The following is a 20,757-nucleotide window of genomic DNA, read 5'->3' on the forward strand; positions in this document are numbered from 1 at the left end:
TCGCGGCGTTGCTGCCTACTTCATCAGCCGATCGATCAGCGCCACCGCAGCCTGCGCGATCACCGTTCCCGGCGGGAAGATCGCGTCGGCGCCGGCGGTTTCCAGTGCTGCGAAATCCTGTGGTGGGATGACGCCACCGACGGCGATGAGGACGCGGCCGGCATGGCGGCGGGCGAGCGCTTCCTTCAATTCCGGCACCAGCGTCAGATGGCCGGCGGCGAGCGACGAGGCGCCGATGATATCGACACCTTCGCGCACGGCGACATCGGCCACTTCCTCCGGCGTCTGGAACATCGCGCCGACGACGACATCGAAGCCGAGGTCGGCGAAGGCGGTGGCGATCACCTTCTGGCCGCGATCATGGCCGTCCTGGCCCATCTTGGCGACGAGAATGCGGGGCTTTTCGCCGCGTGCCTTGCGGAATGTCTCGACCTTGGCAATGGCCTTGTTGAAGACCGGATCGGCATCGCCGACTTCCTTGCGGTAGACGCCGGAGATGGTTTTGATCTCGGCGACATGCCTTCCATAGGCTTTTTCCAGCGCCAGCGATATCTCGCCGACCGTTGCGCGCGCCCGCGCTGCCTTGACTGCGAAATCGAGCAGGTTGCCGGTGCCGTTACGGGCGGCATCCGTCAACGTATCCAAGGCGCTCTCCACCGCCGCCGTTTCGCGGGTGCCCTTCAATTGCTGCAGTTTCGAAAGCTGCCGGGCGCGGACTTCGGAATTGTCCACCTTCAGCACGTCGACTTCGATGTCCTGTTCCGGTCGTGAGAAATTGATGCCGACGAGGGTCTGGTGGCCGCTGTCGATGCGCGCCTGCGTGCGTGCGGCCGCTTCTTCGATGCGGAGCTTCGGAATGCCTTTTTCGATCGCCTTGGCCATGCCGCCGAGGGCTTCGACCTCTTCGATATGGGTGAGGGCGCGGGCCGCAAGATCATGCGTCAGCCGCTCGACATAGGCCGAGCCGCCCCAGGGGTCGATGATATCGGTCGTGCCGGATTCCTTCTGCAGCATGATCTGCGTATTGCGGGCGATGCGGGCCGAGTGGTCGGTCGGGAGCGCCAGCGCTTCGTCGAAGGAGTTGGTGTGCAGGGATTGGGTATGGCCCTGCGTCGCGGCCATGGCCTCGACCATGGTGCGGATGATGTTGTTCATCGGGTCCTGCGCCGTCAACGACCAGCCTGACGTCTGGCTGTGGGTTCTGAGCGCCAGCGATTTCTGGTCCTTCGGCGCAAAGTTCTTCTGCATCAGCGCCGCCCAGATCAGCCGCGCAGCGCGCATCTTGGCCACTTCCATGAAGAAGTTCATGCCGACTGCCCAGAAGAAGGAGAGGCGTGGCGCGAAACTGTCGATATCAAGGCCCGCGGCAACGCCGGCGCGGGCATATTCGATGCCGTCGGCGATCGTATAGGCGAGCTCCAGATCTGCCGTCGCACCGGCCTCCTGCATATGGTAGCCGGAAATCGAGATCGAGTTGAACTTCGGCATGCGCTGGCTGGTATAGCTGAAGATGTCGGAGACGATCCGCATCGAGGGCTGTGGCGGATAGATATAGGTGTTGCGAACCATGAACTCCTTGAGGATGTCGTTCTGGATCGTGCCCGACAGCTTGTCCTCGGAAACGCCCTGTTCCTCCGCCGCGACGATATAGAGCGCCATCACCGGCAGCACTGCGCCGTTCATGGTCATTGACACACTCATCTCATCAAGCGGGATGGCGTCGAAGAGTTGGCGCATGTCGAGGATGGAATCGATCGCCACGCCCGCCATGCCGACGTCGCCCGCCACGCGCGGATGATCGCTGTCATAGCCGCGATGGGTGGCAAGATCGAAGGCGACGGAAAGGCCCTTCTGGCCGGCCGCGAGATTGCGGCGATAGAAGGCGTTCGATTCCTCGGCGGTGGAGAAACCCGCATATTGGCGGATGGTCCAGGGCTGCTGGACATACATGGTCGGATAGGGGCCGCGCAGGAAGGGGGCGGCGCCGGGGTAAGTGTCGAGGAAGTTCAGGTTGGTAAGATCCGCCGCGTCGTAGACGCGCTTGACGGCGATGCCTTCCGGGGTTTGCCACGAGGGGGCGTCGGTTTTCGACGTCTTGGTCTTGGGCTTCGTCCAGGGGATAGTGGTGAAGTCGGGGATGGGGCTCATGGGACCGAGACCTCCGAGTATGCTGTACCTGCGCCATCCCCCTCTGTCACTGACGTGACATCTCCCCCACAAGGGGGGAGATTGGTAACGCGCGGGGCCATCTTGCCCCAAACGAGCATCGCATATGTTGAGCTTGTGTTGGCTTGTTTTGCGGAAACGAGCGGCAAACTCCCACCAATCGCCCCCCTTGTGGGGGAGATGTCACGAAGTGACAGAGGGGGGTACGCACTCTCCGTACTTTCCATAACCACCCTCATGCCCCAACCTCATCCAGCCGCACCGGCCTCAATCCCATGCCGGCCGTAACAGTCCCAAGCGCTCCCAAAACCACAACCGGCCGCTCCGTCTTCATCGCAAACAATGTCGTCCCCACAATCGGCTTTGCCACGCGGCTTGCGCGCGCCTCCGCCACCATCGCCGCCAACCGGCCGCTGGCGATCATCGTCGTCAGTCCGCCATCGCGCTCGATGCCGACAAAGAACTCCCAGGCCTTTTCCGCGAGTGCCTTCGTCAGCGCCTCGATGCCGCCCGCACCTGCGGCGGGATCGATGACGTGATCGAGGTGGCTTTCGGCGATCAGGACAGTCTGCGTATTGCGCGCCAGCCGCCGCGCCAGCGGGTCCGGGATGCCGTGGGTAAGCGTATGCGGAAGCACCGAAATCTCATCGGCGCCCCCCGTGCCTGCGGCGAAGACGGCGATGGTGTTGCGCAGGATGTTGGTTTCCGGATCGAGCCGGGTCAGCATGCGGTAGCTCGTTTCCATGAAGAGATGAGCCCTCGGCGGATTGGAAACGCCGCAGGCTTCAGCGATCCGCGCGAACAGCATCCGCGCGGCGCGAGCCTTCGCCATGGTGACGAACTGGTTCTGATCGGCAGAAAGACAAAGGCTTGTGGCCTTCAGGATCGCTTCCGGTGCCGAGCCTGCCTGTTCCAGCAGCCGCAAATGCGACACGAGAGAGGCGGCAACGACAGCCAGTTCCTGCGCTTCCGTGCCGCCGGCATTGTGAACGGCGCGGCCGTCGGCATTGAGGATCGCGCCGGCCAACCCTTCGTCAAGCAGGCGCTTGAAACTGTCTGCCAGCTCGCTGGTTGCCTGGCTCGGCGTGAACATGTCGAGACCCGCATGAAGGCCTGCAAGCTTGGAGGAACCGGCAAGCGCCTCGGCAAGGGCCGGGGAAAAGCCATCAAGGCGCAGCGAGATATCCTTGCCCGAAAGCGCGGCTGCCAGTTTCGCTGCGAGCCTGTCCGCCTCTGCGTCTATGCCGATACCAAAGGCCGATGAGCTGGTTTTCGACAGGAGGTGGACACCGCCGGCGCCGTTGGCGAGATCCGCGTCGAGTTGCGTGAAAGCGCGATCGACGTCCGGGTCGTCCATGCGCTGGCTGATCGTCCAGGGGGCGTCAATCCGGCGGCGCGGCAGCGGAGTGGCGTCGAGGTGGCGGGCGTAGAGCGGTTGGATTGCGATGCCGTCATCGGTGCGCGATACCAGTGCCTCCTCGAAGTCGGCCCCCTTCAGCGCTCGGTTCACCAACTTGAGCCAGGCGTCCCGGCTTGCCGGCGCAAAAAGGTTCGGGTCGAGACTGTCGATATTCATGCCATCCTCCGTCTCGCAATGGTCTAACCCAAGCCAGGGCGAGGGAAAACAGAAGTTTGACCTCCTGGTGCAATATCTTTGCTTTCGACGCCAGCCTCGCGCCAGCCGGGCCGGTCATCATGCGGCTCACCGATCCGTATTCCAACTGGTTCCCGATGATGGCCGATCTTTTGCCCGTTTCCCGCCTCCTGCCTGCCGTTGCGGCCCTTGCCATGCTGTCCGCCTGCAGCATCGTTCCCGATACGGGTGCGACCGATCCCGACCGGTTCGTGCAGGAAACCTCGCCTGTCTTCTATCGGCCGGAAGGTATCGATCCGCAGAAGGTGAAGCGCCTGCCGGTGCAGCCGGTGCCGCAATCGCGCGATCTCTTCCGCACGCAATTCCATCAGACCTACGGCTTGCCGACCTTCAATCCCGTGCATCAGGCCATGTATGCGCAGAGGAGCGAGGATGATTTCACGCTGCCGGCCATCCCCTACAAGCGCATAGATCCGCAGTTCCTGCGTCAGGAGGTGGACTATCAGACCAATGAACGCCCCGGAACGATCGTCGTCGATACCCGGAGCCACTATCTCTATTTCGTCGAGCCGGGTGGCCGCGCCATGCGCTATGGCGTCGGTCTGGGTGCTGCCGGCTATGCCTGGCATGGCAGGGGCGTCATCCAGTGGAAGGCGAAATGGCCGCGCTGGACGCCGCCGGCTGAAATGGTGGCGCGCGAACCGCAGATCAGGCCGATTTCGGCCGAGCGCGGCGGCATGAATCCGGGGCCGACCAATCCGCTCGGCGCTCGGGCGCTCTATATTTTCAAGGACGGCAAGGACACGCTTTATCGTGTCCACGGGACGCCGGATTGGCAGTCGATCGGCAGGGCGGCTTCGTCCGGTTGCGTGCGTATGCTCAACCAGGATGTGATCGATCTCTACAACCGGGTGCCCGATAAGGCGGAAATTGTCGTTTTATAACGACAGTTTATAACAAATTTTCGTGATGTTGCATAAGTGCGATAGCCGGACCGGTTTGCGCTCTTTAGTTTTGCTCCTGTCTCTGCGAATCTCGTGGGAAGCCGAATCAGCTTTGTTGTCATCGGTTCTCGCTTCCCGTCCAACAGGAATGATGCTGTCGACATGAGCCTGCCTTCTTCTTTTTCCCGACGAAATTTCCTCGCTTTCGCTGGTATTGGCGCCGTTTCGACGCTCGCCGGCTGCGCTTCCACGGTCGAAAGCGGCCCTGTCGTCAGCCCGGTGCAGTACACCGGTGCTCCGGCCTCTCGCCCCTTCCGTAGCTGGTTCTCCAATTATGGCGGCGAACAACCGGATCCGGCCGTGATGTACGCGGCCGTGGAGGATGGTGGTTTTCTCATTCCGCCCGTGCCCTACCAGCAGATCGATCCGCAATTCTATCGCCAGCGCGTTGCCGACCCGACCGGCGAAGCGCCGGGGAGCGTCGTCGTCAATACGCGCGAGCGTCACCTCTACGTTACCGAAGCGGGCGGCACCGCGATGCGCTATGGCATTGGCGTCGGTCGTGAGGGCTTTGCCTGGCAGGGCCGCGGCGTCATCCAGTGGCGCAAGAAGTGGCCGCGCTGGAACCCGCCGGATGAAATGGTCGCCCGCCAGCCGGAACTCGTCAAATATTCGATTGCCAATGGCGGCATGGATCCTGGCCTGAAGAACCCGCTTGGCGCGCGTGCGCTTTACATCTTCGAGGACAATCAGGATTCGCTCTACCGTCTACACGGTAATCCGGACTGGCGCTCCATCGGCAAGGCCGTTTCCTCCGGCTGCGTCCGTCTACTGAACCAGGATGTCATCGATCTCTACGATCGCGTGCCGGAGCGTGCGCCGATCCTGGTAACGCAGGCCTAGGCTTACATAGCTTAAGATAGGATAGGGCGGGTTTGGTGGCTTTTATTCAGCCGTCAAATTCGCCCTTAGTCGTTGCAGCCGGTCGCGCAGGCTGGCCACTTCATCCATGTCGCAGCCGGTGGCTTCGCCGATGGCGGACATGATGGTGCTGACCTGGCATTGCATACCGGCGCCCTTTTCCGTCAATGAAACGATCACTTGCCGTTCGTCCTTCGGGTCGCGCACACGGCCGATCAGGCCGGCCTGTTCCAGGCGCTTCAACAGCGGCGACAGCGTGCCGGAATCGAGATCGAGCTGTTCGCCGATGGTTTTGACCGGCAGGCAGCCTTTTTCCCAGAGCACCAGCATCACCAGATATTGCGGATAGGTCAGGCCGACACGATCGAGGATCGGCTTGTAGGCACGATTGAAAGCATGCGCAGTGGCGTAGACCGCAAAGCAAAGCTGCCGCTCCAGCCGCTTTTCCTCATCCGGGATTGCTCGCCCCTGCACCTTGTCTGTCATCGCTGCTCCACCATTTTGTTGTTAGTGTCATTGTCACAGGTTCACTTTTCAAAATCAAACCGCAAAAATATGTTGTACACGATTAAATCGTGCTATATACAAAATCCATTCAACCCGCAAAGGAGATCCGACATGCCTATTCTCTACACCACCAAAGCTTCCGCCACCGGCGGCCGTGCTGGCCACGCTGTTTCCGACAACGGCGTTCTCGACGTCACGCTGACCGTGCCGAAGGAACTGGGCGGTGATGGCGCCACCGGCACCAATCCCGAACAGCTTTTTGCTGCCGGCTATTCCGCCTGCTTCCTCGGTGCGCTGAAATTTGTCGCCGGCCAGCAGAAGGTCAAGATTCCGGAAGACGCCAAAGTGACCGCAACGGTCGGCGTCGGTCCGCGCGAAGATGGCGGCGGTTTCGGCATCGAAGTCGCACTGTCGGTTCACATTCCGGGCCTGGACAAGGCTGAAGCTGAAAAGCTGGTTGCCGCAGCCCACATCGTTTGCCCTTACAGCCATGCGCTCCGCACCTCGACGGAAGTGCCGGTCACGGTGGCCTGAGAATAGGCTTTACCGTCGCACCGGACTAACGGAGCGGACGGTACATAAAAGGGGCGACACGCTTTTCGGCGTATCGCCCCTTTTTCTTTTGCAAGAAAGTTGCTATATATTTTCTTGAGAAAGGATGTGGCTATGGCAAATGCTCAAGCGATACATCATGCAATCCCCGGCGAGGCTCTGGTCATCACCAAGGCGGCCGTCAATGCCGCCGAGCGGCTGGGGTTGAACGCACGCATACTCGCAGATGTCATCGGCGTTTCGGAAGCGACGGTGTCGCGCATGAAGCGGCGGGACCATCTGCTGGAACGTCACAGCAAGCCGTTCGAGCTCGCGGTCCTCTTCGTGCGCCTCTTCCGCTCGCTCGATGCGATCGTCGGCGGCGACGAGGCCGTGGCACGGCAATGGCTGCGCAATCCCAATCTCGCCTTCAGCGCAACGCCGCTTGAAAAGATCACTTCCATTTCCGGATTGACCGATGTCCTTGCCTATCTGGACGCCCGACGCGCTCTCGTCTGAGGCGCGGCCGATGTCCGGCCGCTATTGGCGGCTGGTGGAGGCGCAGCATCAGGTCTCGACATTGAAGCTGGTCGACACGCTGGAGGAGCAGGCTCTTCTCGAGACCCTTCTGGAAGAGAGCAAGCCGGCTTTACCACCGGAATGCGCCGGCCTGGATTACCTGCTGGCCACGCCCTTTCGTTACGGTGCGATCTATCCCTATGGCTCGCGCTTTCGGCGAGCAGGGCGTACGCTGGGCGTCTTCTATGCGTCCGAACAGGTCGAGACGGCACTGGCGGAAATGAGCTTCTATCGGCTGCTTTTCTTCAGCGATTCTCCGGGAACGCCGCTGCCCGCCAACGCGGCCGAATATACCGCCTTTGCGGCTGTGATTGCGACCAAGCAGGCGGTCGATCTGACGCTTGCGCCACTGGAGCGCGATCGCGAAGCCTGGGCCGATCCCGTTAATTACGAAGCCTGCCAGTCTCTTGCTGACGCAGCGCGGGCAGGGAAGGTTGACGCGATCCTCTACCAGTCCGTCCGCGATCCCAAGGGCGGCAAGAATATTGCACTTCTGACAGCCCATGCTTTTGCCGCGCGCGAGCCTGTGGAGCGTCAGACCTGGCGCATCCGGCTGTCGCCAGCCGGCGTGCAGGCACTCTGCGAGTTTCCCAAAGCCCGTCTCGGCTTCGCGCGCAGCGATTTCGGCGACGACCCCCGCATGCGGGGCTAGCGGTCAGGCGAGAGCCAGCAGGTCCCGCCGCAATCCATCGCCGTTGCCGTCGGGCAACCGCTGCTCTACCTCGGTATGCGTCGCTTCCCAGATCGGCACCGCGGCCGCCAGCACTGCCTTGCCTGACGGCGTCAGACTGAGCAGCCGCGCGCGTCGATCCCTGGGATTGGGAAGAACGCTCACCCAGCCCCGTCGCTCCAGCGGCTTTAAGGCCGCTGTCAGCGTCGTCTGGTCTATTGCGAGCAGTGTCGCGACCGGTCCCATCGGCGCGGGCTGCGGCCTGTTCAGGGACATCATCAGGGAAAACTGGCCGTTGGTGAGCCCGAGCGGCCTTAGCGCCTCGTCGAAGCGACGTGCCAGAGCGCGGGCGGCGCGCTGCACATGCAGGCAAAGGCAGGTATCGCGCACCAGAAGCGTTGTTTCGAAGGGAATCTCAATCACATTTGACATGATGAAATAATATTGATATCAATATATTTGTCAAGATTTGGAATAATGAACGCCGGAGGAGGGCGGACAATGAACCAGATCGTTTCCCACGAAGTTTGGCTGGAGGCCCGCCGCAAATTGCTGGCCCGGGAGAAGGAAGCGACGCATCTGCGCGACAGCGTCAATGCCGAGCGCCTGGCTCTGCCCTGGGTCAAGGTCGACAAGACCTATGTCTTCGACACGCCGACGGGCAAGAAGACGCTTGCCGATCTCTTCGACGGACGCAGTCAATTGATCGTCTATCACTTCATGCTCGGTCCGGATTGGGACGCGGGATGTCCCGGCTGTTCTTTCCTTGCGGATCATCTCGATGGAGCCCTGCCGCATCTCAATCATCATGACGTCAGCCTGGTCGCCGTTTCCCGCGCTCCGCTCGAGAAGGTGGAAGCCTATAAGAGGCGCATGGGCTGGGAATTCCCGTGGTTCTCGTCCTTCGCCGACGATTTCAATTTCGACTATCACGTCTCCTTTTCGAAGGAGCAGCTCGCTGGCGAGACGATATTCTACAATTTCGCAGCTATAGATCCGTCTGAAGGCCATGACGAGTTGCCGGGCCTCAGCGCTTTCTACAAGGACGAGGCAAGCAATATCTTCCATACCTATTCCAGCTACGCCCGCGGCCCGGAAGAGCTGATCGGCACGCTGATGATCCTCGACCGCGCGCCCAAGGGTCGCAACGAAGATGGCACCATGTCTTTCGTTCGTCGCCACGACGAATATGAAGAGAGCCCGAAGGCGCAATCCTGCTGTCACTGAAGCGTGAGAGTCTGGCCGCATGGGGTCACGGCTGAAGGCTATAGGGAACAAAGATCCGGAGCGCCGTGTTTAGGACTATGGATAGGGCTTGTCATCCGGGTGGAGCCGGAAGCAGCTCGTGATCGCCAATCACCGCCGCAAGCAATAGGGAGAGAGACAATGGCTGCTGCGAAGGGATATTTTGTCTGGTACGAACTGATGACCACCGATATGGCGGCGGCGGAAGCCTTCTACCGCAAGGTCGTCGGCTGGGATGCCCAGGATGCCGGCATGCCGGAAATCGAGATGGCCTATACCTTGTTCAGCGCCGGCGCGGGGCCGATCGCCGGGTTGATGATCCTGCCGGACGAGGCCAAGGCCATGGGCACGCCGCCCTGCTGGACCGGCTATATCAGCGTGCCCAATGTCGATGAGGCGGCCAAAACGATCACGGCCAAGGGCGGCAAGGTCTATCGGGAGCCGGGGGATATTCCCGGCGTCGGCCGTTTCGCCGTTGTCGGCGATCCCTATGGCGCCGCCTTCTGCCTCTTCACGCCGCTGCCGGGGCAGGACTGGGAGGTGCCGGCACCCAACGCGCCCGGCTATGTCGGCTGGCACGAGCTCTATGCCGGTGACGGCGCGAAAGCTTTCGATTTCTATTGCGACATGTTCGGCTGGGAATGGAGTTCCGATTTCGACATGGGTCCGATGGGCCAGTACAAGATCTTCAAGATCGAGGGCCGCGACTTCGGCGGCATCATGACGAAGCCGGCGGAGATGCCCATGCCCGCTTGGAATTTCTATTTCAACGTTCCGGCAATCGATGCAGCCATTGGCCGGATCAACGAAGCCGGCGGCAAGATCGTCAATGGTCCGATGGAAGTCCCCGGCGGCAGCTGGATCGTCCAGGCCATTGATCCGCAAGGGGCGTTCTTCTCTCTGGTCGCGCCGGGTCGGTAGTATAACACCTCCTCCTTGAGGGGGGAGGTCGCCGCAAAGCGGCGGGTGGGGGTGACATTCGGATCTGCAGAGTTTGTCGCAGATCACCCCACCCCGGACCTTCGGTCCGACCCTTCCCCTCAAGGGGAGGGTGATCTTTTATCGCTTCAAGCTTCCCAGAATCCCCCGTACCAGCGCCCGCCCAACCTGCGTTGCGACCGTACGCGCCATGCTTTTCATCGTTGCTTCCAGGATCGTTTCGCGCTGGTAGCCGGAGCGGCCGCGGCCTGCCGGCTTGTTGCTATCGCCGCCGAAGCCGGGAAGCGTCCAGCCGCCGGTGCTGTCTCCATCTTCCTTGGTTGCAGCCTGTTCGGCTGCCTTGCCGGCGCGGGCGGCGAGGATTTCATAGGCGGATTCGCGGTCGATGGTCTGGTCGTAGAGGCCGGCGACCGGGCTGGCATTGATGATGGCCTGGCGTTCGGCATCGGTCAGGGGGCCAATGCGGCCGGACGGCGGGCGGATCAGGGTGCGCTCGACGATCGAGGGCGCGCCCTTGCCTTCGAGCATGGACACCAGCGCCTCGCCGGTGCCGAGCGTGGTAATGACATCGGCGGTCTTGAAGGCCGGGTTGGCCCGGAACGTGTCGGCCGCCGTCTGCACGGCCTTCTGTTCGCGCGGCGTATAGGCGCGCAGCGCATGCTGCACGCGGTTGCCGAGCTGAGCGAGCACGGTTTCCGGCACGTCGAGCGGGTTCTGCGTGACGAAATAGACGCCGACACCCTTGGAGCGGATCAGGCGTACGACCTGCTCGACACGCTCGATCAGCACTTTCGGCGCATCGTTGAAGAGCAGATGTGCCTCATCGAAGAAGAACACCAGCCTCGGTTTTTCAGGATCGCCGACTTCAGGCAGTTCCTCGAAGAGCTCGGAGAGCAGCCAGAGCAGGAAGGTGGCGTAGAGGCGCGGATTCATCATCAGCTTGTCGGCGGCCAGTACGGATACTTGGCCGTAGCCGTTATTGTTGACGCGCATGATGTCGGAAATTTTCAGCGCCGGTTCGCCGAAGAAGTTCGCCGCCCCCTGCTGCTCCAGCACCAGAAGCGACCGCTGCAGCGAGCCGACGGAGGTTTTCGAGATCAGGCCGTATTTGCTGGAAAGCTCGCTGGCATTTTCGCCCATGTAGTTCAGCAGCGCCTGGAAATCCTTGAGGTCGAGCAGCGCCAGGCCATTTTCATCGGCGATCTTGAAGGCGATGTTGAGCACGCCTTCCTGTGCCTCCGACGCATCCATCAGCCGGGAGAGCAACAGCGGTCCCATCTCGGCGATGGTGGCGCGCACGCGATGGCCCTTTTCGCCATAGATATCCCAGAAGATCACGGGGAACTGCTCGAATTCATAGGGCTTCAGGCCGACTTCCTCGGCGCGCTTCAACAGGAAATCCTTCGGCTCGCCCTTGGCGGCGATGCCGGAGAGGTCGCCCTTGATGTCGGCGCAGAAGACCGGCACGCCGGCCTTGGAAAAGCCTTCCGCCAGCACCTGCAGCGTCACCGTCTTGCCCGTACCGGTCGCGCCGGTAATGAGACCGTGGCGATTGCCGAATTTCAGCGTCAGATATTCGCTCTTGTTGAGACTGTCGTCCGGCTTGCGGCTGGCGCCAACGAAAATCTGTCCATCTTGCTGCGGCATGAGGTGTCGTCTCCCTGTGGGCGGCGGCACGGCAACTCTAAAGGAGCTGCCCGGGCCGGTTCATCGATTTGTCCTGAAGCTGTTATAAGAACAGACTTGAATGGCGACAACCATTCGCGTCATGGTTATGTTCATGATAGACTACGCATATCCGGCACGGCTTGTGCCTGTCGGCTCATTCGGTTACGTTGACGTTAACGTCGGAATCAACAGGCTGGAGGTTTAAGTGAACGAAGTTATTGATCAAATCGCGGCGAAAGCTGGTATTGCACCCGATGTCGCGGAGAAAGCCGTCGGCACGATCCTTGGCTTCTTGCAGCGTGAATCTCCAGATGGCCCGGTCACCAAGATGATTGCCGCCATCCCCGGTGCTACCGATCTGGTGGCGCAATATGGCAGCGAAGAAGCCTCCGGCGGCGGCCTGCTTGGCGGCCTTCTCAGCGCTGTCGGCGGCGGCGGCGGTATCATGGCGCTTGGCCAGCAGTTGATGAGCAGCGGCCTCAGCATGGGTGAGGTGACCTCGCTCGCCAAGGCAACCATTGAAGCCGCCCGCGAGCATGCCGGCAACGACGTGGTCGACAAGGTCGTCGGCTCCGTGCCGGGCTTGAGCCAGTTCGTGTAATCTGCTGTTATTCGTGACAGGGACCCCGCGGTTCATCCGCGGGGTTTTTCGTTTTGTTATGCTGTAGATTGCAGGCCGCTCATGTCCGCCAATCCTATTCCGTCTCTTCTGCCGCAAGGATCAGGCCACAACTTCGTGCTCTATGGCGATTCCTGTTCCGGCGTTCCAGGCGCGCTGCACGAAAAGACCTTTGCTGCCGTCAATGCCGTCTTGCGCCGGCTCGATCCGCCACCGGAATTCATTCTGTTTCCGGGCGATGAAGTCATCGGCCTGACCGCCGATGCCCAAGAATTGAGAGCACAATGGCGACATTGGCTCGATCACGAAATGAGCTGGCTCGATCGTCAAAAGACGCCGCTTTGGCACACGACCGGCAACCACACCACCTATGACGAGATGAGCGAGCAGATCTTCCGCGAGGTCCTGCAGCTTCCTAAAAACGGACCACCGGGGCAGGAAGGCCTGTCCTATTGGGTGCGCCATGGCGATCTTCTGCTGGTCTTCGTCCATACGCTCTGGACCGGCCTCGGCGGCGAGGGCCATGTCGAGACCGAGTGGCTGGAAGCAACGCTGAAGGCACATGACGATATCAGCCACAAGATCGTCCTCGGCCACCACCCAGTCTTCCCCGTCAACGGATTTTCCGGCGCGTATCAGCGCGAGATCGGCCCCGAATATGCCAAGCGGTTTTGGGATATTCTGGTTGAAGCCGATGTGCTGGCCTATGTTTGCAGCCATATCCTTGTCTTCGACGTCCAGGTTCATCGCGGTGTCCTACAGCTTTGCACCGCTGGCGCGGGCACGGCTCATCGAATGCCGGAGGGCGTGGAATATCTCCATTGCATCCAGGCGGCGCTCGATGCGGACAGTTTTCGTTATCAGGTGTTGGATACGGACGGAGTTGTTCGCGAACGGTTGCAATGGCCTCTCAAGCCGGCTGATCCGGAGGAGTGGCAAAACCTCTCACCTGGAACGCATGCGGCTGGGTTTAGCGGCTCGACGAGCAATGACCCTGTTGTCGAACTGCGGATACGGGGGCTGATGCCGGAGGAGGCACATGCTCCGGCTGAAACCCTCTTCTCCGCCTTCAATCCCGATAGTATCGCGCCGCTCTGGCTTGGTCTGCGCGGTCCGCGACAGACCTTGACCGTGATCCTGGGTCGCGATCCAGGTCGCAGTCCGCATTACTGGTTGGGTCCCGATCTCGCCGCAGGCCAGCCTTTCGACCTCGATATTGTCTTGCATCCCGGCATGGGGCCGGGTGGCGTGCTCTACCGCATGCATGGCGATAACAGATGGACCTCCTTCGATGCGGCCTCCGCAACCGGCCTCGAGCGTCTGGTATGGCCGTCGCAATGGAGCGTGGGCCATGGTCAGGGTGGAGCGGCGGATCGTCCCTTCGTGGGCAGCGGGCTGCAGGTTTCGATTGCTGCGGCACAGTGATCCACCGAGGGTCTGGGGTGCTCCACATCGGAAAGGCTGCCGGCAGGTAGCATGGTTCGTTCGAGTGCGGATCGCTTTCTGTTAGGCTAATCGCATAGCCGAATCGAGTCTTTGCGGGGAAAGTTCATGGCGAAGTGGGATGGCGCCTATACTTGGCACAAGCGGCCTTCGGCCATCGGAGCGCCGGATCGTCTGAGAGTGGCAACGTGCCAGATCCCCGTGGGGCATGACATCGCGGTGAATGCTGCGCAGATTCTGTCGCTGATTGAAGCGGCGGCCGAGGCAGGAGCCGATGTCGCCCATTTCCCGGAATGTGCTCTGTCCGGCTATGGCTCGGCCAATTGGCCGGACTGGACCGGCTTCGATTGGTTTGGTCTTCAGGTGGCGGTGGAAGCGGTGCAATCCGCGGCGCGTCGTCACCGCGTCTGGGTCGCGACTGGCTGTGTGCATCGCGACGACGCCACGCAGAAGAAATTCAATTCTCTCTATGTTTTCAACCGCGACGGTCAACTCGCCGGCCGCTATGACAAGCGCTGTTGCTCGACCAATGATCAGCGGGCTTTCGAATTGGGTCGCCACCAGCTCATCCTGGATATTGAAGGCGTTTCCTGCGGTTTTCTGATCTGTCGAGATTGGAGCTATCCCGAGCTCTGGCGTGCGTATGAAGGCCAGGTCGAACTTGTCTTTCACTCCGCCTGCGCCGACGGTCAGGGGCGCGACAAGAATGAAACCCATACGATCCCGCCATTGATGCAAGCCTATGGCCGGCAATATGTCTATGCCGTCAGCTCTGCCAACTCCTGCCGGTACAGCCAGGATTATCCAAGCCTATGGGTGGAGCGCGGCGGATATATGGGCGGACAGGCCACGCGCCATGAGGCCGGCTTCACGATGAACGCGCTGGCCGACGATCCCGAACAGGATCGCTTCTTCGCGGCCGTTCTGGAATCGCGCCGAGCCGAACGTATCCTGTATCAGTTCGAGGATTGAGACGCGGAGCCAGCCCCTTCTCCGGAGCTGGCCTCGCTAACTCAGACCTTCTTGCCCTCCGGCTTCTCATCCGGCTGATGCCAGGCGCGGCCGTCGCGCTGGATGAGGTCGTCGGCACAGGCCGGTCCCATGCTGCCGGGCGCGTAAGGATCGGGCTTCCCGCCCTCGGCCCAGAGGTCGAGGAAGGGCTGTACCGCCGCCCAGCCGGCTTCGATGCCGTCGGCGCGCTGGAACAGGGTCTGGTCGCCGACGAAGAGTTCGTAGAACAGGCTCTCGTAGCCGGTCTGCTTGCCGATGTCGAAGCGGTCGGCGTAGCGGAAATCGAGCGAGATCGGCACGGTCTTCAGCACGAGGCCGGGGGCCTTGATCGAGATTTCCATGTCCAGCCCTTCGTCCGGCTGCACCTGGATGATCAGCCGGTTCGGCGGCAGCTGCGGGCGCGAGGCCGGGCGCGGGAATTGCGCGAAGGGCACCTGCCGAAAGGTGATGACGATCTCGGTATCACGCGCCTTCAGCGCCTTGCCGGTGCGCAGATAGAAGGGGACGCCAGCCCAGCGCCAGGTATCGACGAGCAGTTTGAGCGCCACGAAGGTCTCGGTGCTGCTATCGGGCGCGACATCGGCCGTCCCGGTGTAGGCGGGCAGATCCTTGCCGGCGAGAGGGCCGGCCGTATAGGCGCCGCGCACGCCGTTCTTGGCAGCATCTTCCGGCGAATAGATGCGCAAGGCCTTTAGAAGTTTGCCTTTTTCATTGCGGATCGACTCGGCGTCGAAATTGTTCGGCGGCTCCATCGCCACCATGGCCAGAAGCTGGAAGAGGTGGTTCGGCACCATGTCGCGCAACGCGCCGGTCGCATCGTAGAATTTGCCGCGCGTGCCGACATCGACCAGTTCCGCCGCGGTGATCTGGACGTGATCGATATAGTTGTTGTTCCACAGCGCCTCGATCATCATGTTGGCGAAGCGCGTCGTCATGATGTTCTGGACGGTTTCCTTGCCGAGGAAATGGTCGATGCGATAGATCTGGTTTTCGTTGGCGTGGCTGAGCAGCCGGGCGTTCAGCTCGCGAGCCGAGGCGAGGTCGTGGCCGAAAGGCTTTTCGATCGCGATCCGGCGGAAGGCGCCAGCCGTTTCGTTCATAAGGCCGTTGGCAGAGAGCTTTTCGGCGACATCGCCGAAGAAGCGCGGAGGCACGGCGAGATAAAAGGCCGCATTGGCGCTCGGCGCCTGCGACAGGTATTTGCTGATCTCATCATAGACGGCGTTCTGGGTGAAGTCGCCGGAGATATAGGCAATGCGCTTGCGCAGGCTCTGCCACGCCTCCTGCCGTTCTGGTTCCTGCATGTCGCCCGATGTCGCGAGAAACGAATCCAGCCGCTCCAGCAGCATATCGACGCCGCCAGGTTCGATGCCGATGCCAAGGATATGCAGGTCGTCGCCCACCAGCCCGCTGCGCGACATGTTGATGAGGGTCGGGATCAGCAGCCGCCGCGTCAGATCGCCGGTGGCGCCGAAGATCACGAAGGTCAACGGTGGAGCCGGTGCAACATCCGGGCCGCTCATGCGTGTACCTCGGCAAAGCGGATAAACATCGGGTTTCTGGACGACATGGGGTATCTCCTCGGACCTGTTGCAGTTTTTGCTTTGGCTGCGCATGTTCTACTGCATAATTCCTTAGATCGGAATCGATCTAAGGATAAAATTATGCGGCAGATTTGAAGTGCTACAGCGACCTTTGTGCGTCACATGTGACGCACGGCGCTGTAGCGCGGGCTGGCGTCGGTTGTCGATGGATCGCCGCCAGCCTGTCTTTGTGGATCTCGGCGGCGGCTTACTTCTTCACCGCCACCAGAAACAGCCGCGGAAACCGCAGCAGGACCTTGCCGTCCGTGAGCGGCGGATAGGCCTTTTCGATGCGCGCGAGATAATCGGCCGTGAAGGCCTCGCGATGTTCGGCACCGGCATGATCGAGATAGGGGCGCAGGCCCGTGGCCTTAACCCACTCGACGATGGCGGCGGCGTTTTCGAGCGCGTGATTGTAATTGGTGTGCCAGAGATCGATGCGGGCGGACTTGCCGATCAGCCTGTTATAATAGACTGACGGCGCGGGCAGGGGATTGCGGCGGACGCTCTTCTTCGCGAAGGCCTCGCTCCAGGGGCCGCTTTTCGCGGTCTCTTCCATCATCAGGTGGCTGGGTTCGGTCAGGTTGTCCGGCATCTGGATGGCGAGTACGCCGCCGGATTTCAGCCCGTCCATCAACCGGTCGAAAATCTCGAGATGATTGGGCAGCCACTGGAAGACGGCGTTGGCGAACAGCAGGTCGACGGGTTCGTCCGGCTGCCATGTCGCGAGATCGGCCTTGACGAAGTCCGTGCCGGGCATGCGGGCGCGGGCCGCCTCCAGCATGTTGTCGTCGCTGTCGAGGCCGGAAACACCGGCCACGCCATAACGCTCGACGATCAGTTCGGTCGAATTGCCGGGTCCGCAGCCGAGATCGATGGCACGGTCGATGCGCGTGAGCGGCACCTGCGCCAGCAGGTCGCGCGCCGGGCGCGTGCGCTCATCCTCGAACTTCACATATTGGCCGGCAGACCACGCCATGATGGTATCCTCTCAGATGGACTTTGCTTCATCCCGGCGTAGCACCGGGATATATCAGAATCGTGTAATCACGCTGATCCCTGTGCCCTCGGCCTTGTCCAGCGCCATCAGCGCCGGCACGGCCTCCTCCAGGCTGATCCGGCGGCCGATCAGCTTTTGCGGGGCGATCTTGCCGGCGGCGAGCATGTCAAGCATGGCGTCGTAGCGCCAGGCCTGCATGCCGTGGCTGCCGTAGATTTCCAGCTCGTGGCCGATCACCTGCGCCATCGGGATCTGCGGCGTCGCATAGTCGCCGAGCATCAGGCCGACCTGCACATGCCGGCCACGGCGGCGGAGATTCTTGATCGAGTTGAAGCAGGTGACGGGATGGCCGAGCGCGTCGATCGACACATGCGCGCCGCCCTTGGTGATCTCGCGCACGGCTTCCGCGACATCGGCAACACTGGCGGCATTGATGGTCGCGACGGCACCGCATTCGCGGGCGAAAGCCAGCTTCTCATCGGAAATATCGATGGCGATGGCATTCGCTCCAAGGGCGCTGGCGATCATGATCGCGGAGAGGCCAACGCCGCCGCAGCCATGCACGGCGATCCATTCGCCCGGCCGTGTTTTCGCCTGATCGGCAACGGCGCGAAACGAGGTGGCGAAACGGCAGCCGAGGCTTGCCGCCGTGGCATCGTCGACCGTCTCCGGCAGATGCACGAGATTGGTATCGGCATAGTCGATCGCCACATATTCGGCGAAGGACCCCCAATGGGTGAAGCCGGGCTGGAACTGGCTGGGGCAGACCTGCTGGTTGCCGGAATGGCATTCGGCGCAATGGCCGCAGCCGGAGACGAACGGCACGGTGACACGGTCGCCGACCTTGAAGCGGACAACACCACGGCCGGTCGCCACCACCTTACCGGCCAGCTCATGGCCGGGCACATGCGGCAGCTTGATATCGGGGTCGTGGCCCATCCAGCCGTGCCAGTCGCTGCGACAAAGCCCACTTGCGCCGACGGCGATGACGACGCCATCTTCGCTGGGTGTGGGGTCGGGGAGGGTACGGATCTCGGGGGTGGCCTCGAAGGCCTCATAATACATAGCTTTCATGGGTATCCCCTATAGCTCGCCGCGTTTGCTTTGGCTCATCATTTTTCCTGATCGACCCGTTCGTCAAGCTGTTGTTTCGGCGCATGAAAATTGCGCACGGAAAGCATCATCCGGCGCTTTGTTGCGAATGGATTTCGGGTTGAAAATTCCGCTTGACCCCCAGGTTGCACAGGGATTTCCTTTTGCCGCTTTCACGAGGAAATCATCATGGCCGTCGATACATCCCCCCGCACCACCACCTGGACCCATGTCGATGGAGAATGGCTCCCCGGCAATCCGCCGCTGATCGGGCCGACCTCGCATGCCATGTGGCTGGCTTCGACCGTCTTCGATGGTGCGCGCTGGTTCGACGGCATCGCGCCCGATCTCGACCTTCATTGCCAGCGCATCAATCGCTCGGCGCTCGCCATGGGATTGAAGCCGGTAAAGACGCCGGAGGAGATCGAGGCACTCGCTTGGGAAGGCATCAAGAAATTCGACGGCAAGACACCGCTCTATATCAAGCCGATGTATTGGGGCGAACATGGTACGGCGGGCAGCGTTGTTGCTGTCGATGGGGAATCGACCCGCTTCGCACTTTGCCTGTTTGAGGCGCCGCTGGGCGGCCAGGGTGGCATTTCGCTGACCGTTTCGCCTTTCCGCCGTCCGTCGCCCGAAACCGCGATGACCGATGCCAAGGCCGGCTCGCTCTACCCAAACAGCGGCCGGATGATCCTGGAAGCCAGGAAGCGCGGCTTCGACAATGCGCTTGCATGCGACATGAACGGCAATGTCGCCGAGACCGCTTCGTCCAACGTCTTCATGGTCAAGGACGGTATCGTCTACACGCCGGTCGCCAACCGTACCTTCCTCGCCGGAATTACCCGCGCCCGCGTCATCGGCCTGTTGCGCCAGGAAGGATTCGAGGTGCGCGAGGAAACACTGTCGGTCGAACAGTTCATGGCCGCCGACGAGATCTTCACCAGCGGCAACTTCTCCAAGGTCGTCGGCGTCACCCGCCTCGATAGCCGCGAATTCCAGCAAGGCCCGATCGCCCGCAAGGCGCTGGAGCTTTACATGGACTGGGCCTTTGGGCGGAGTATCAGCGAAGAATAAGGAATACTGCACGCAGTCTTCGGATCACGATGCCTTCGAATTGGCTTTGAAGGTTTGCTTCGTGATCCGGTAGGATGCGAAGGATTGGCCGAGATATTCGGTTGCGCGCGTCGGCGACAGGCCGAGCTTTTCTGCAACGCGGATGGAAGCCGTGTTGCCCGGCGCGATATCGGCGATCACGCATTCGAGGCCGAGTGTTGTAAAGGCATGGGCGAGGACCGGCTTTGCAGCTTCCGTCGCATGGCCCTTGCCCCAGGTGAGCCTGTTCAGCCGCCAGCCGATCTCGATCTCTGGCCCAACCGCATCGGCGGGTATGAGCAAGATCCACCCGAGAAATTGTTCTGGATTGTCCTTGGCAAAGACGGACCAATAGTCGAGGCCCTCACCAAAGTCCGCCTGAATGCGGTTTGTCAGGAACAGCCTGTGTGCTTCTGGATCATTCCACGGGCCGGGAATGAATTTCGTCACCTCCGGATCGCGATCCATGGCCATGCATTCCTCGATATCGGCCATGGTGCGCGGACGCAGGATCAGGCGGCCGGTTTCAAAGGTCGGAAGCACGGTTGTTTCTCCTGATTTATCGATATCCGTAAAGATAAGAATAGACGCCGGGATGCGGAAGAATAATTCGCAGTACAAGAAAATGTAGCGAATTCTCCCACGGCAATTGCTTTTGTGCTATTATGGAGTTGGTCGGCAAAACCACTAAGGAGGCCGCCATGAAAATCTCTCTTCCTGCTTCTGTCTATCTTTTCGACTACTACAGGCTGTTTTTGCAGCTCTGTGTCATCGCGGCGATCGGGTTCGTCATCTATTCGATGCTGTTCGGATTGACGTGGTGATGTCGGAAGCAATTGAAACCGCCGGCCTTTATGAGGCCGCCGGGTCCATTCTTGTTTAAAGGTAGTCGACGATGAGCTTGAGCTTTCCCAATCGGAGCCGCAGTTATGATGCGTCGGCGCGGCGTATCCGTTTTATCGGGCATGATGGCATGTTCGAGGTTCCATTTCTGGTCGAAGCCGATGTCTTTCCAGAAGCCAACACCGAGGCAGGCTATCTTGCCGCCTTCGATGCCGGGCGCGATGCGATCCAGCAGGTGGCCATGAAAGCCTATGGCTATGCCCGCCGGCGCATGTACATTCTGACGCCGAATGACTTTCGCTGAGGA

General features: G+C 61.2%; 22 protein-coding genes. 13 read left to right on the forward strand and 9 right to left on the reverse strand.

The features are described from left to right. Positions 1-15: 15 nt before the first annotated feature. Together scpA and RRH01S_RS04235 are read right to left on the reverse strand one after the other, a co-directional pair. On the reverse strand, positions 16-2,148 hold the full coding sequence (scpA, locus tag RRH01S_RS04230; protein ID WP_034519202.1) for a methylmalonyl-CoA mutase: 2,133 nt from the start codon (positions 2,146-2,148) through the stop codon (positions 16-18). Between the two features lie 253 nt (positions 2,149-2,401). Next, positions 2,402-3,742, reverse strand: coding sequence for a methylmalonyl-CoA mutase family protein (locus RRH01S_RS04235; RefSeq protein ID WP_012651114.1), 1,341 nt, complete (start codon positions 3,740-3,742; stop codon positions 2,402-2,404). Between the two features lie 158 nt (positions 3,743-3,900). Between RRH01S_RS04235 and RRH01S_RS04240 the strand changes: the two genes are divergently transcribed. Continuing rightward, positions 3,901-4,704 carry a L,D-transpeptidase gene (locus RRH01S_RS04240; protein WP_034519574.1) on the forward strand — a complete coding sequence of 268 codons (804 nt, stop codon included), beginning with the start codon at positions 3,901-3,903 and terminating at the stop codon, positions 4,702-4,704. 162 nt (positions 4,705-4,866) lie between these two features. Next, positions 4,867-5,607 carry a L,D-transpeptidase gene (locus RRH01S_RS04245; protein ID WP_007699410.1) on the forward strand — a complete coding sequence of 247 codons (741 nt, stop codon included), beginning with the start codon at positions 4,867-4,869 and terminating at the stop codon, positions 5,605-5,607. A 42-nt stretch (positions 5,608-5,649) separates the two neighbouring features. Here the strand turns inward: RRH01S_RS04245 and RRH01S_RS04250 are convergent, their stop codons facing one another. Then, positions 5,650-6,111, reverse strand: a complete 462-nt coding sequence (locus tag RRH01S_RS04250; protein ID WP_012651116.1) for a MarR family winged helix-turn-helix transcriptional regulator — start codon at positions 6,109-6,111, stop codon at positions 5,650-5,652. Positions 6,112-6,243: 132 nt separating this feature from the next. Here RRH01S_RS04250 and RRH01S_RS04255 point away from each other — a divergent pair, with 132 nt between their 5' ends. From RRH01S_RS04255 to RRH01S_RS04265, 3 genes are all read left to right on the forward strand, one after another. Beyond that, the gene (locus RRH01S_RS04255) at positions 6,244-6,666 is read left to right on the forward strand and encodes an organic hydroperoxide resistance protein (protein ID WP_012651117.1); all 423 of its coding nucleotides are present in this window, start codon (positions 6,244-6,246) and stop codon (positions 6,664-6,666) included. A gap of 132 nt (positions 6,667-6,798) precedes the next feature. Further along, complete coding sequence (locus RRH01S_RS04260; protein WP_007699419.1) at positions 6,799-7,182, forward strand: MbcA/ParS/Xre antitoxin family protein; 384 nt, start codon at positions 6,799-6,801, stop codon at positions 7,180-7,182. Beyond that, positions 7,142-7,894 (forward strand): RES family NAD+ phosphorylase, encoded by a 753-nt coding sequence (locus tag RRH01S_RS04265; protein ID WP_034519197.1) that lies wholly within the window; start codon positions 7,142-7,144, stop codon positions 7,892-7,894. The genes RRH01S_RS04260 and RRH01S_RS04265 overlap by 41 nt, the downstream gene beginning before the upstream one ends. A 3-nt stretch (positions 7,895-7,897) precedes the next feature. Here RRH01S_RS04265 and RRH01S_RS04270 read toward each other — a convergent pair whose 3' ends face one another. Further along, complete coding sequence (locus tag RRH01S_RS04270) at positions 7,898-8,344, reverse strand: MarR family winged helix-turn-helix transcriptional regulator (protein WP_012651119.1); 447 nt, start codon at positions 8,342-8,344, stop codon at positions 7,898-7,900. 69 nt (positions 8,345-8,413) lie between these two features. On the opposite strand from RRH01S_RS04270, the gene RRH01S_RS04275 reads away from it, so the two are divergent. Beyond that, positions 8,414-9,139, forward strand: a complete 726-nt coding sequence (locus RRH01S_RS04275) for a DUF899 domain-containing protein (RefSeq protein ID WP_012651120.1) — start codon at positions 8,414-8,416, stop codon at positions 9,137-9,139. Between the two features lie 159 nt (positions 9,140-9,298). Beyond that, a complete protein-coding gene (locus RRH01S_RS04280) occupies positions 9,299-10,078 on the forward strand; it encodes a VOC family protein (RefSeq protein WP_012651121.1) in 780 nt (259 codons plus the stop codon). Positions 10,079-10,216: 138 nt separating this feature from the next. Here RRH01S_RS04280 and RRH01S_RS04285 read toward each other — a convergent pair whose 3' ends face one another. After that, positions 10,217-11,743 carry a helicase HerA-like C-terminal domain-containing protein gene (locus RRH01S_RS04285; protein WP_042470101.1) on the reverse strand — a complete coding sequence of 509 codons (1,527 nt, stop codon included), beginning with the start codon at positions 11,741-11,743 and terminating at the stop codon, positions 10,217-10,219. 226 nt (positions 11,744-11,969) lie between these two features. Here RRH01S_RS04285 and RRH01S_RS04290 point away from each other — a divergent pair, with 226 nt between their 5' ends. The 3 genes from RRH01S_RS04290 (at position 11,970) to RRH01S_RS33120 (ending at position 14,798) form a co-directional block, all read left to right on the forward strand. Then, the gene (locus RRH01S_RS04290) at positions 11,970-12,365 is read left to right on the forward strand and encodes a hypothetical protein (RefSeq protein WP_007699442.1); all 396 of its coding nucleotides are present in this window, start codon (positions 11,970-11,972) and stop codon (positions 12,363-12,365) included. 81 nt (positions 12,366-12,446) lie between these two features. Then, positions 12,447-13,808 (forward strand): metallophosphoesterase family protein, encoded by a 1,362-nt coding sequence (locus RRH01S_RS04295; protein ID WP_042470103.1) that lies wholly within the window; start codon positions 12,447-12,449, stop codon positions 13,806-13,808. 126 nt (positions 13,809-13,934) lie between these two features. Continuing rightward, entirely contained in the window at positions 13,935-14,798 is an 864-nt protein-coding gene (locus RRH01S_RS33120) for a carbon-nitrogen hydrolase family protein (RefSeq protein ID WP_052365175.1), read from the forward strand. 41 nt (positions 14,799-14,839) lie between these two features. On the opposite strand, the gene zwf is transcribed toward RRH01S_RS33120, so the two are convergent. The 3 genes from zwf to RRH01S_RS04315 all read right to left on the reverse strand — a co-directional run bounded on the left by zwf (position 14,840) and on the right by RRH01S_RS04315 (position 18,494). Then, a complete protein-coding gene (zwf, locus tag RRH01S_RS04305) occupies positions 14,840-16,360 on the reverse strand; it encodes a glucose-6-phosphate dehydrogenase (protein WP_042470105.1) in 1,521 nt (506 codons plus the stop codon). Between the two features lie 268 nt (positions 16,361-16,628). Beyond that, complete coding sequence (tam, locus tag RRH01S_RS04310; RefSeq protein ID WP_042470107.1) at positions 16,629-17,399, reverse strand: trans-aconitate 2-methyltransferase; 771 nt, start codon at positions 17,397-17,399, stop codon at positions 16,629-16,631. A 54-nt stretch (positions 17,400-17,453) separates the two neighbouring features. Beyond that, positions 17,454-18,494 (reverse strand): zinc-dependent alcohol dehydrogenase family protein, encoded by a 1,041-nt coding sequence (locus RRH01S_RS04315; protein ID WP_034519186.1) that lies wholly within the window; start codon positions 18,492-18,494, stop codon positions 17,454-17,456. Between the two features lie 207 nt (positions 18,495-18,701). Between RRH01S_RS04315 and RRH01S_RS04320 the strand changes: the two genes are divergently transcribed. Then, positions 18,702-19,589 (forward strand): branched-chain amino acid aminotransferase, encoded by an 888-nt coding sequence (locus RRH01S_RS04320; protein WP_007699470.1) that lies wholly within the window; start codon positions 18,702-18,704, stop codon positions 19,587-19,589. Positions 19,590-19,613: 24 nt separating this feature from the next. On the opposite strand, the gene RRH01S_RS04325 is transcribed toward RRH01S_RS04320, so the two are convergent. After that, the gene (locus RRH01S_RS04325) at positions 19,614-20,150 is read right to left on the reverse strand and encodes a GNAT family N-acetyltransferase (protein ID WP_034519184.1); all 537 of its coding nucleotides are present in this window, start codon (positions 20,148-20,150) and stop codon (positions 19,614-19,616) included. Between the two features lie 158 nt (positions 20,151-20,308). On the opposite strand from RRH01S_RS04325, the gene RRH01S_RS35085 reads away from it, so the two are divergent. After that, positions 20,309-20,431 (forward strand): hypothetical protein, encoded by a 123-nt coding sequence (locus tag RRH01S_RS35085; protein WP_007699477.1) that lies wholly within the window; start codon positions 20,309-20,311, stop codon positions 20,429-20,431. A 71-nt stretch (positions 20,432-20,502) separates the two neighbouring features. Next, positions 20,503-20,754 (forward strand): DUF1488 family protein, encoded by a 252-nt coding sequence (locus tag RRH01S_RS04330; protein ID WP_007699480.1) that lies wholly within the window; start codon positions 20,503-20,505, stop codon positions 20,752-20,754. The last annotated feature ends 3 nt before the right edge of the window (positions 20,755-20,757 follow it).

The organism is Rhizobium rhizogenes NBRC 13257, assembly GCF_000696095.1.
Taxonomy (GTDB): domain Bacteria; phylum Pseudomonadota; class Alphaproteobacteria; order Rhizobiales; family Rhizobiaceae; genus Rhizobium; species Rhizobium rhizogenes.

Excerpts from the sequence above, each read along its gene's own strand:
- RRH01S_RS04255 (WP_012651117.1), top strand. The coding sequence starts at position 6,244 with ATGCCTATTCTCTACACCACCAAAGCTTCCGCCACCGGCGGCCGTGCT.
- RRH01S_RS04330 (WP_007699480.1), top strand. The coding sequence starts at position 20,503 with ATGAGCTTGAGCTTTCCCAATCGGAGCCGCAGTTATGATGCGTCGGCG.
- RRH01S_RS04250 (WP_012651116.1), bottom strand. The coding sequence starts at position 6,111 with ATGACAGACAAGGTGCAGGGGCGAGCAATCCCGGATGAGGAAAAGCGG.
- RRH01S_RS04285 (WP_042470101.1), bottom strand. The coding sequence starts at position 11,743 with ATGCCGCAGCAAGATGGACAGATTTTCGTTGGCGCCAGCCGCAAGCCG.
- RRH01S_RS04295 (WP_042470103.1), top strand. The coding sequence starts at position 12,447 with ATGTCCGCCAATCCTATTCCGTCTCTTCTGCCGCAAGGATCAGGCCAC.
- RRH01S_RS04275 (WP_012651120.1), top strand. The coding sequence starts at position 8,414 with ATGAACCAGATCGTTTCCCACGAAGTTTGGCTGGAGGCCCGCCGCAAA.
- RRH01S_RS04280 (WP_012651121.1), top strand. The coding sequence starts at position 9,299 with ATGGCTGCTGCGAAGGGATATTTTGTCTGGTACGAACTGATGACCACC.
- zwf (WP_042470105.1), bottom strand. The coding sequence starts at position 16,360 with ATGAGCGGCCCGGATGTTGCACCGGCTCCACCGTTGACCTTCGTGATC.
- scpA (WP_034519202.1), bottom strand. The coding sequence starts at position 2,148 with ATGAGCCCCATCCCCGACTTCACCACTATCCCCTGGACGAAGCCCAAG.
- RRH01S_RS04245 (WP_007699410.1), top strand. The coding sequence starts at position 4,867 with ATGAGCCTGCCTTCTTCTTTTTCCCGACGAAATTTCCTCGCTTTCGCT.
- RRH01S_RS04260 (WP_007699419.1), top strand. The coding sequence starts at position 6,799 with ATGGCAAATGCTCAAGCGATACATCATGCAATCCCCGGCGAGGCTCTG.
- RRH01S_RS35085 (WP_007699477.1), top strand. The coding sequence starts at position 20,309 with ATGAAAATCTCTCTTCCTGCTTCTGTCTATCTTTTCGACTACTACAGG.
- RRH01S_RS04240 (WP_034519574.1), top strand. The coding sequence starts at position 3,901 with ATGGCCGATCTTTTGCCCGTTTCCCGCCTCCTGCCTGCCGTTGCGGCC.
- RRH01S_RS04235 (WP_012651114.1), bottom strand. The coding sequence starts at position 3,742 with ATGAATATCGACAGTCTCGACCCGAACCTTTTTGCGCCGGCAAGCCGG.
- tam (WP_042470107.1), bottom strand. The coding sequence starts at position 17,399 with ATGGCGTGGTCTGCCGGCCAATATGTGAAGTTCGAGGATGAGCGCACG.
- RRH01S_RS33120 (WP_052365175.1), top strand. The coding sequence starts at position 13,935 with ATGGCGAAGTGGGATGGCGCCTATACTTGGCACAAGCGGCCTTCGGCC.
- RRH01S_RS04320 (WP_007699470.1), top strand. The coding sequence starts at position 18,702 with ATGGCCGTCGATACATCCCCCCGCACCACCACCTGGACCCATGTCGAT.
- RRH01S_RS04270 (WP_012651119.1), bottom strand. The coding sequence starts at position 8,344 with ATGTCAAATGTGATTGAGATTCCCTTCGAAACAACGCTTCTGGTGCGC.
- RRH01S_RS04315 (WP_034519186.1), bottom strand. The coding sequence starts at position 18,494 with ATGAAAGCTATGTATTATGAGGCCTTCGAGGCCACCCCCGAGATCCGT.
- RRH01S_RS04265 (WP_034519197.1), top strand. The coding sequence starts at position 7,142 with ATGTCCTTGCCTATCTGGACGCCCGACGCGCTCTCGTCTGAGGCGCGG.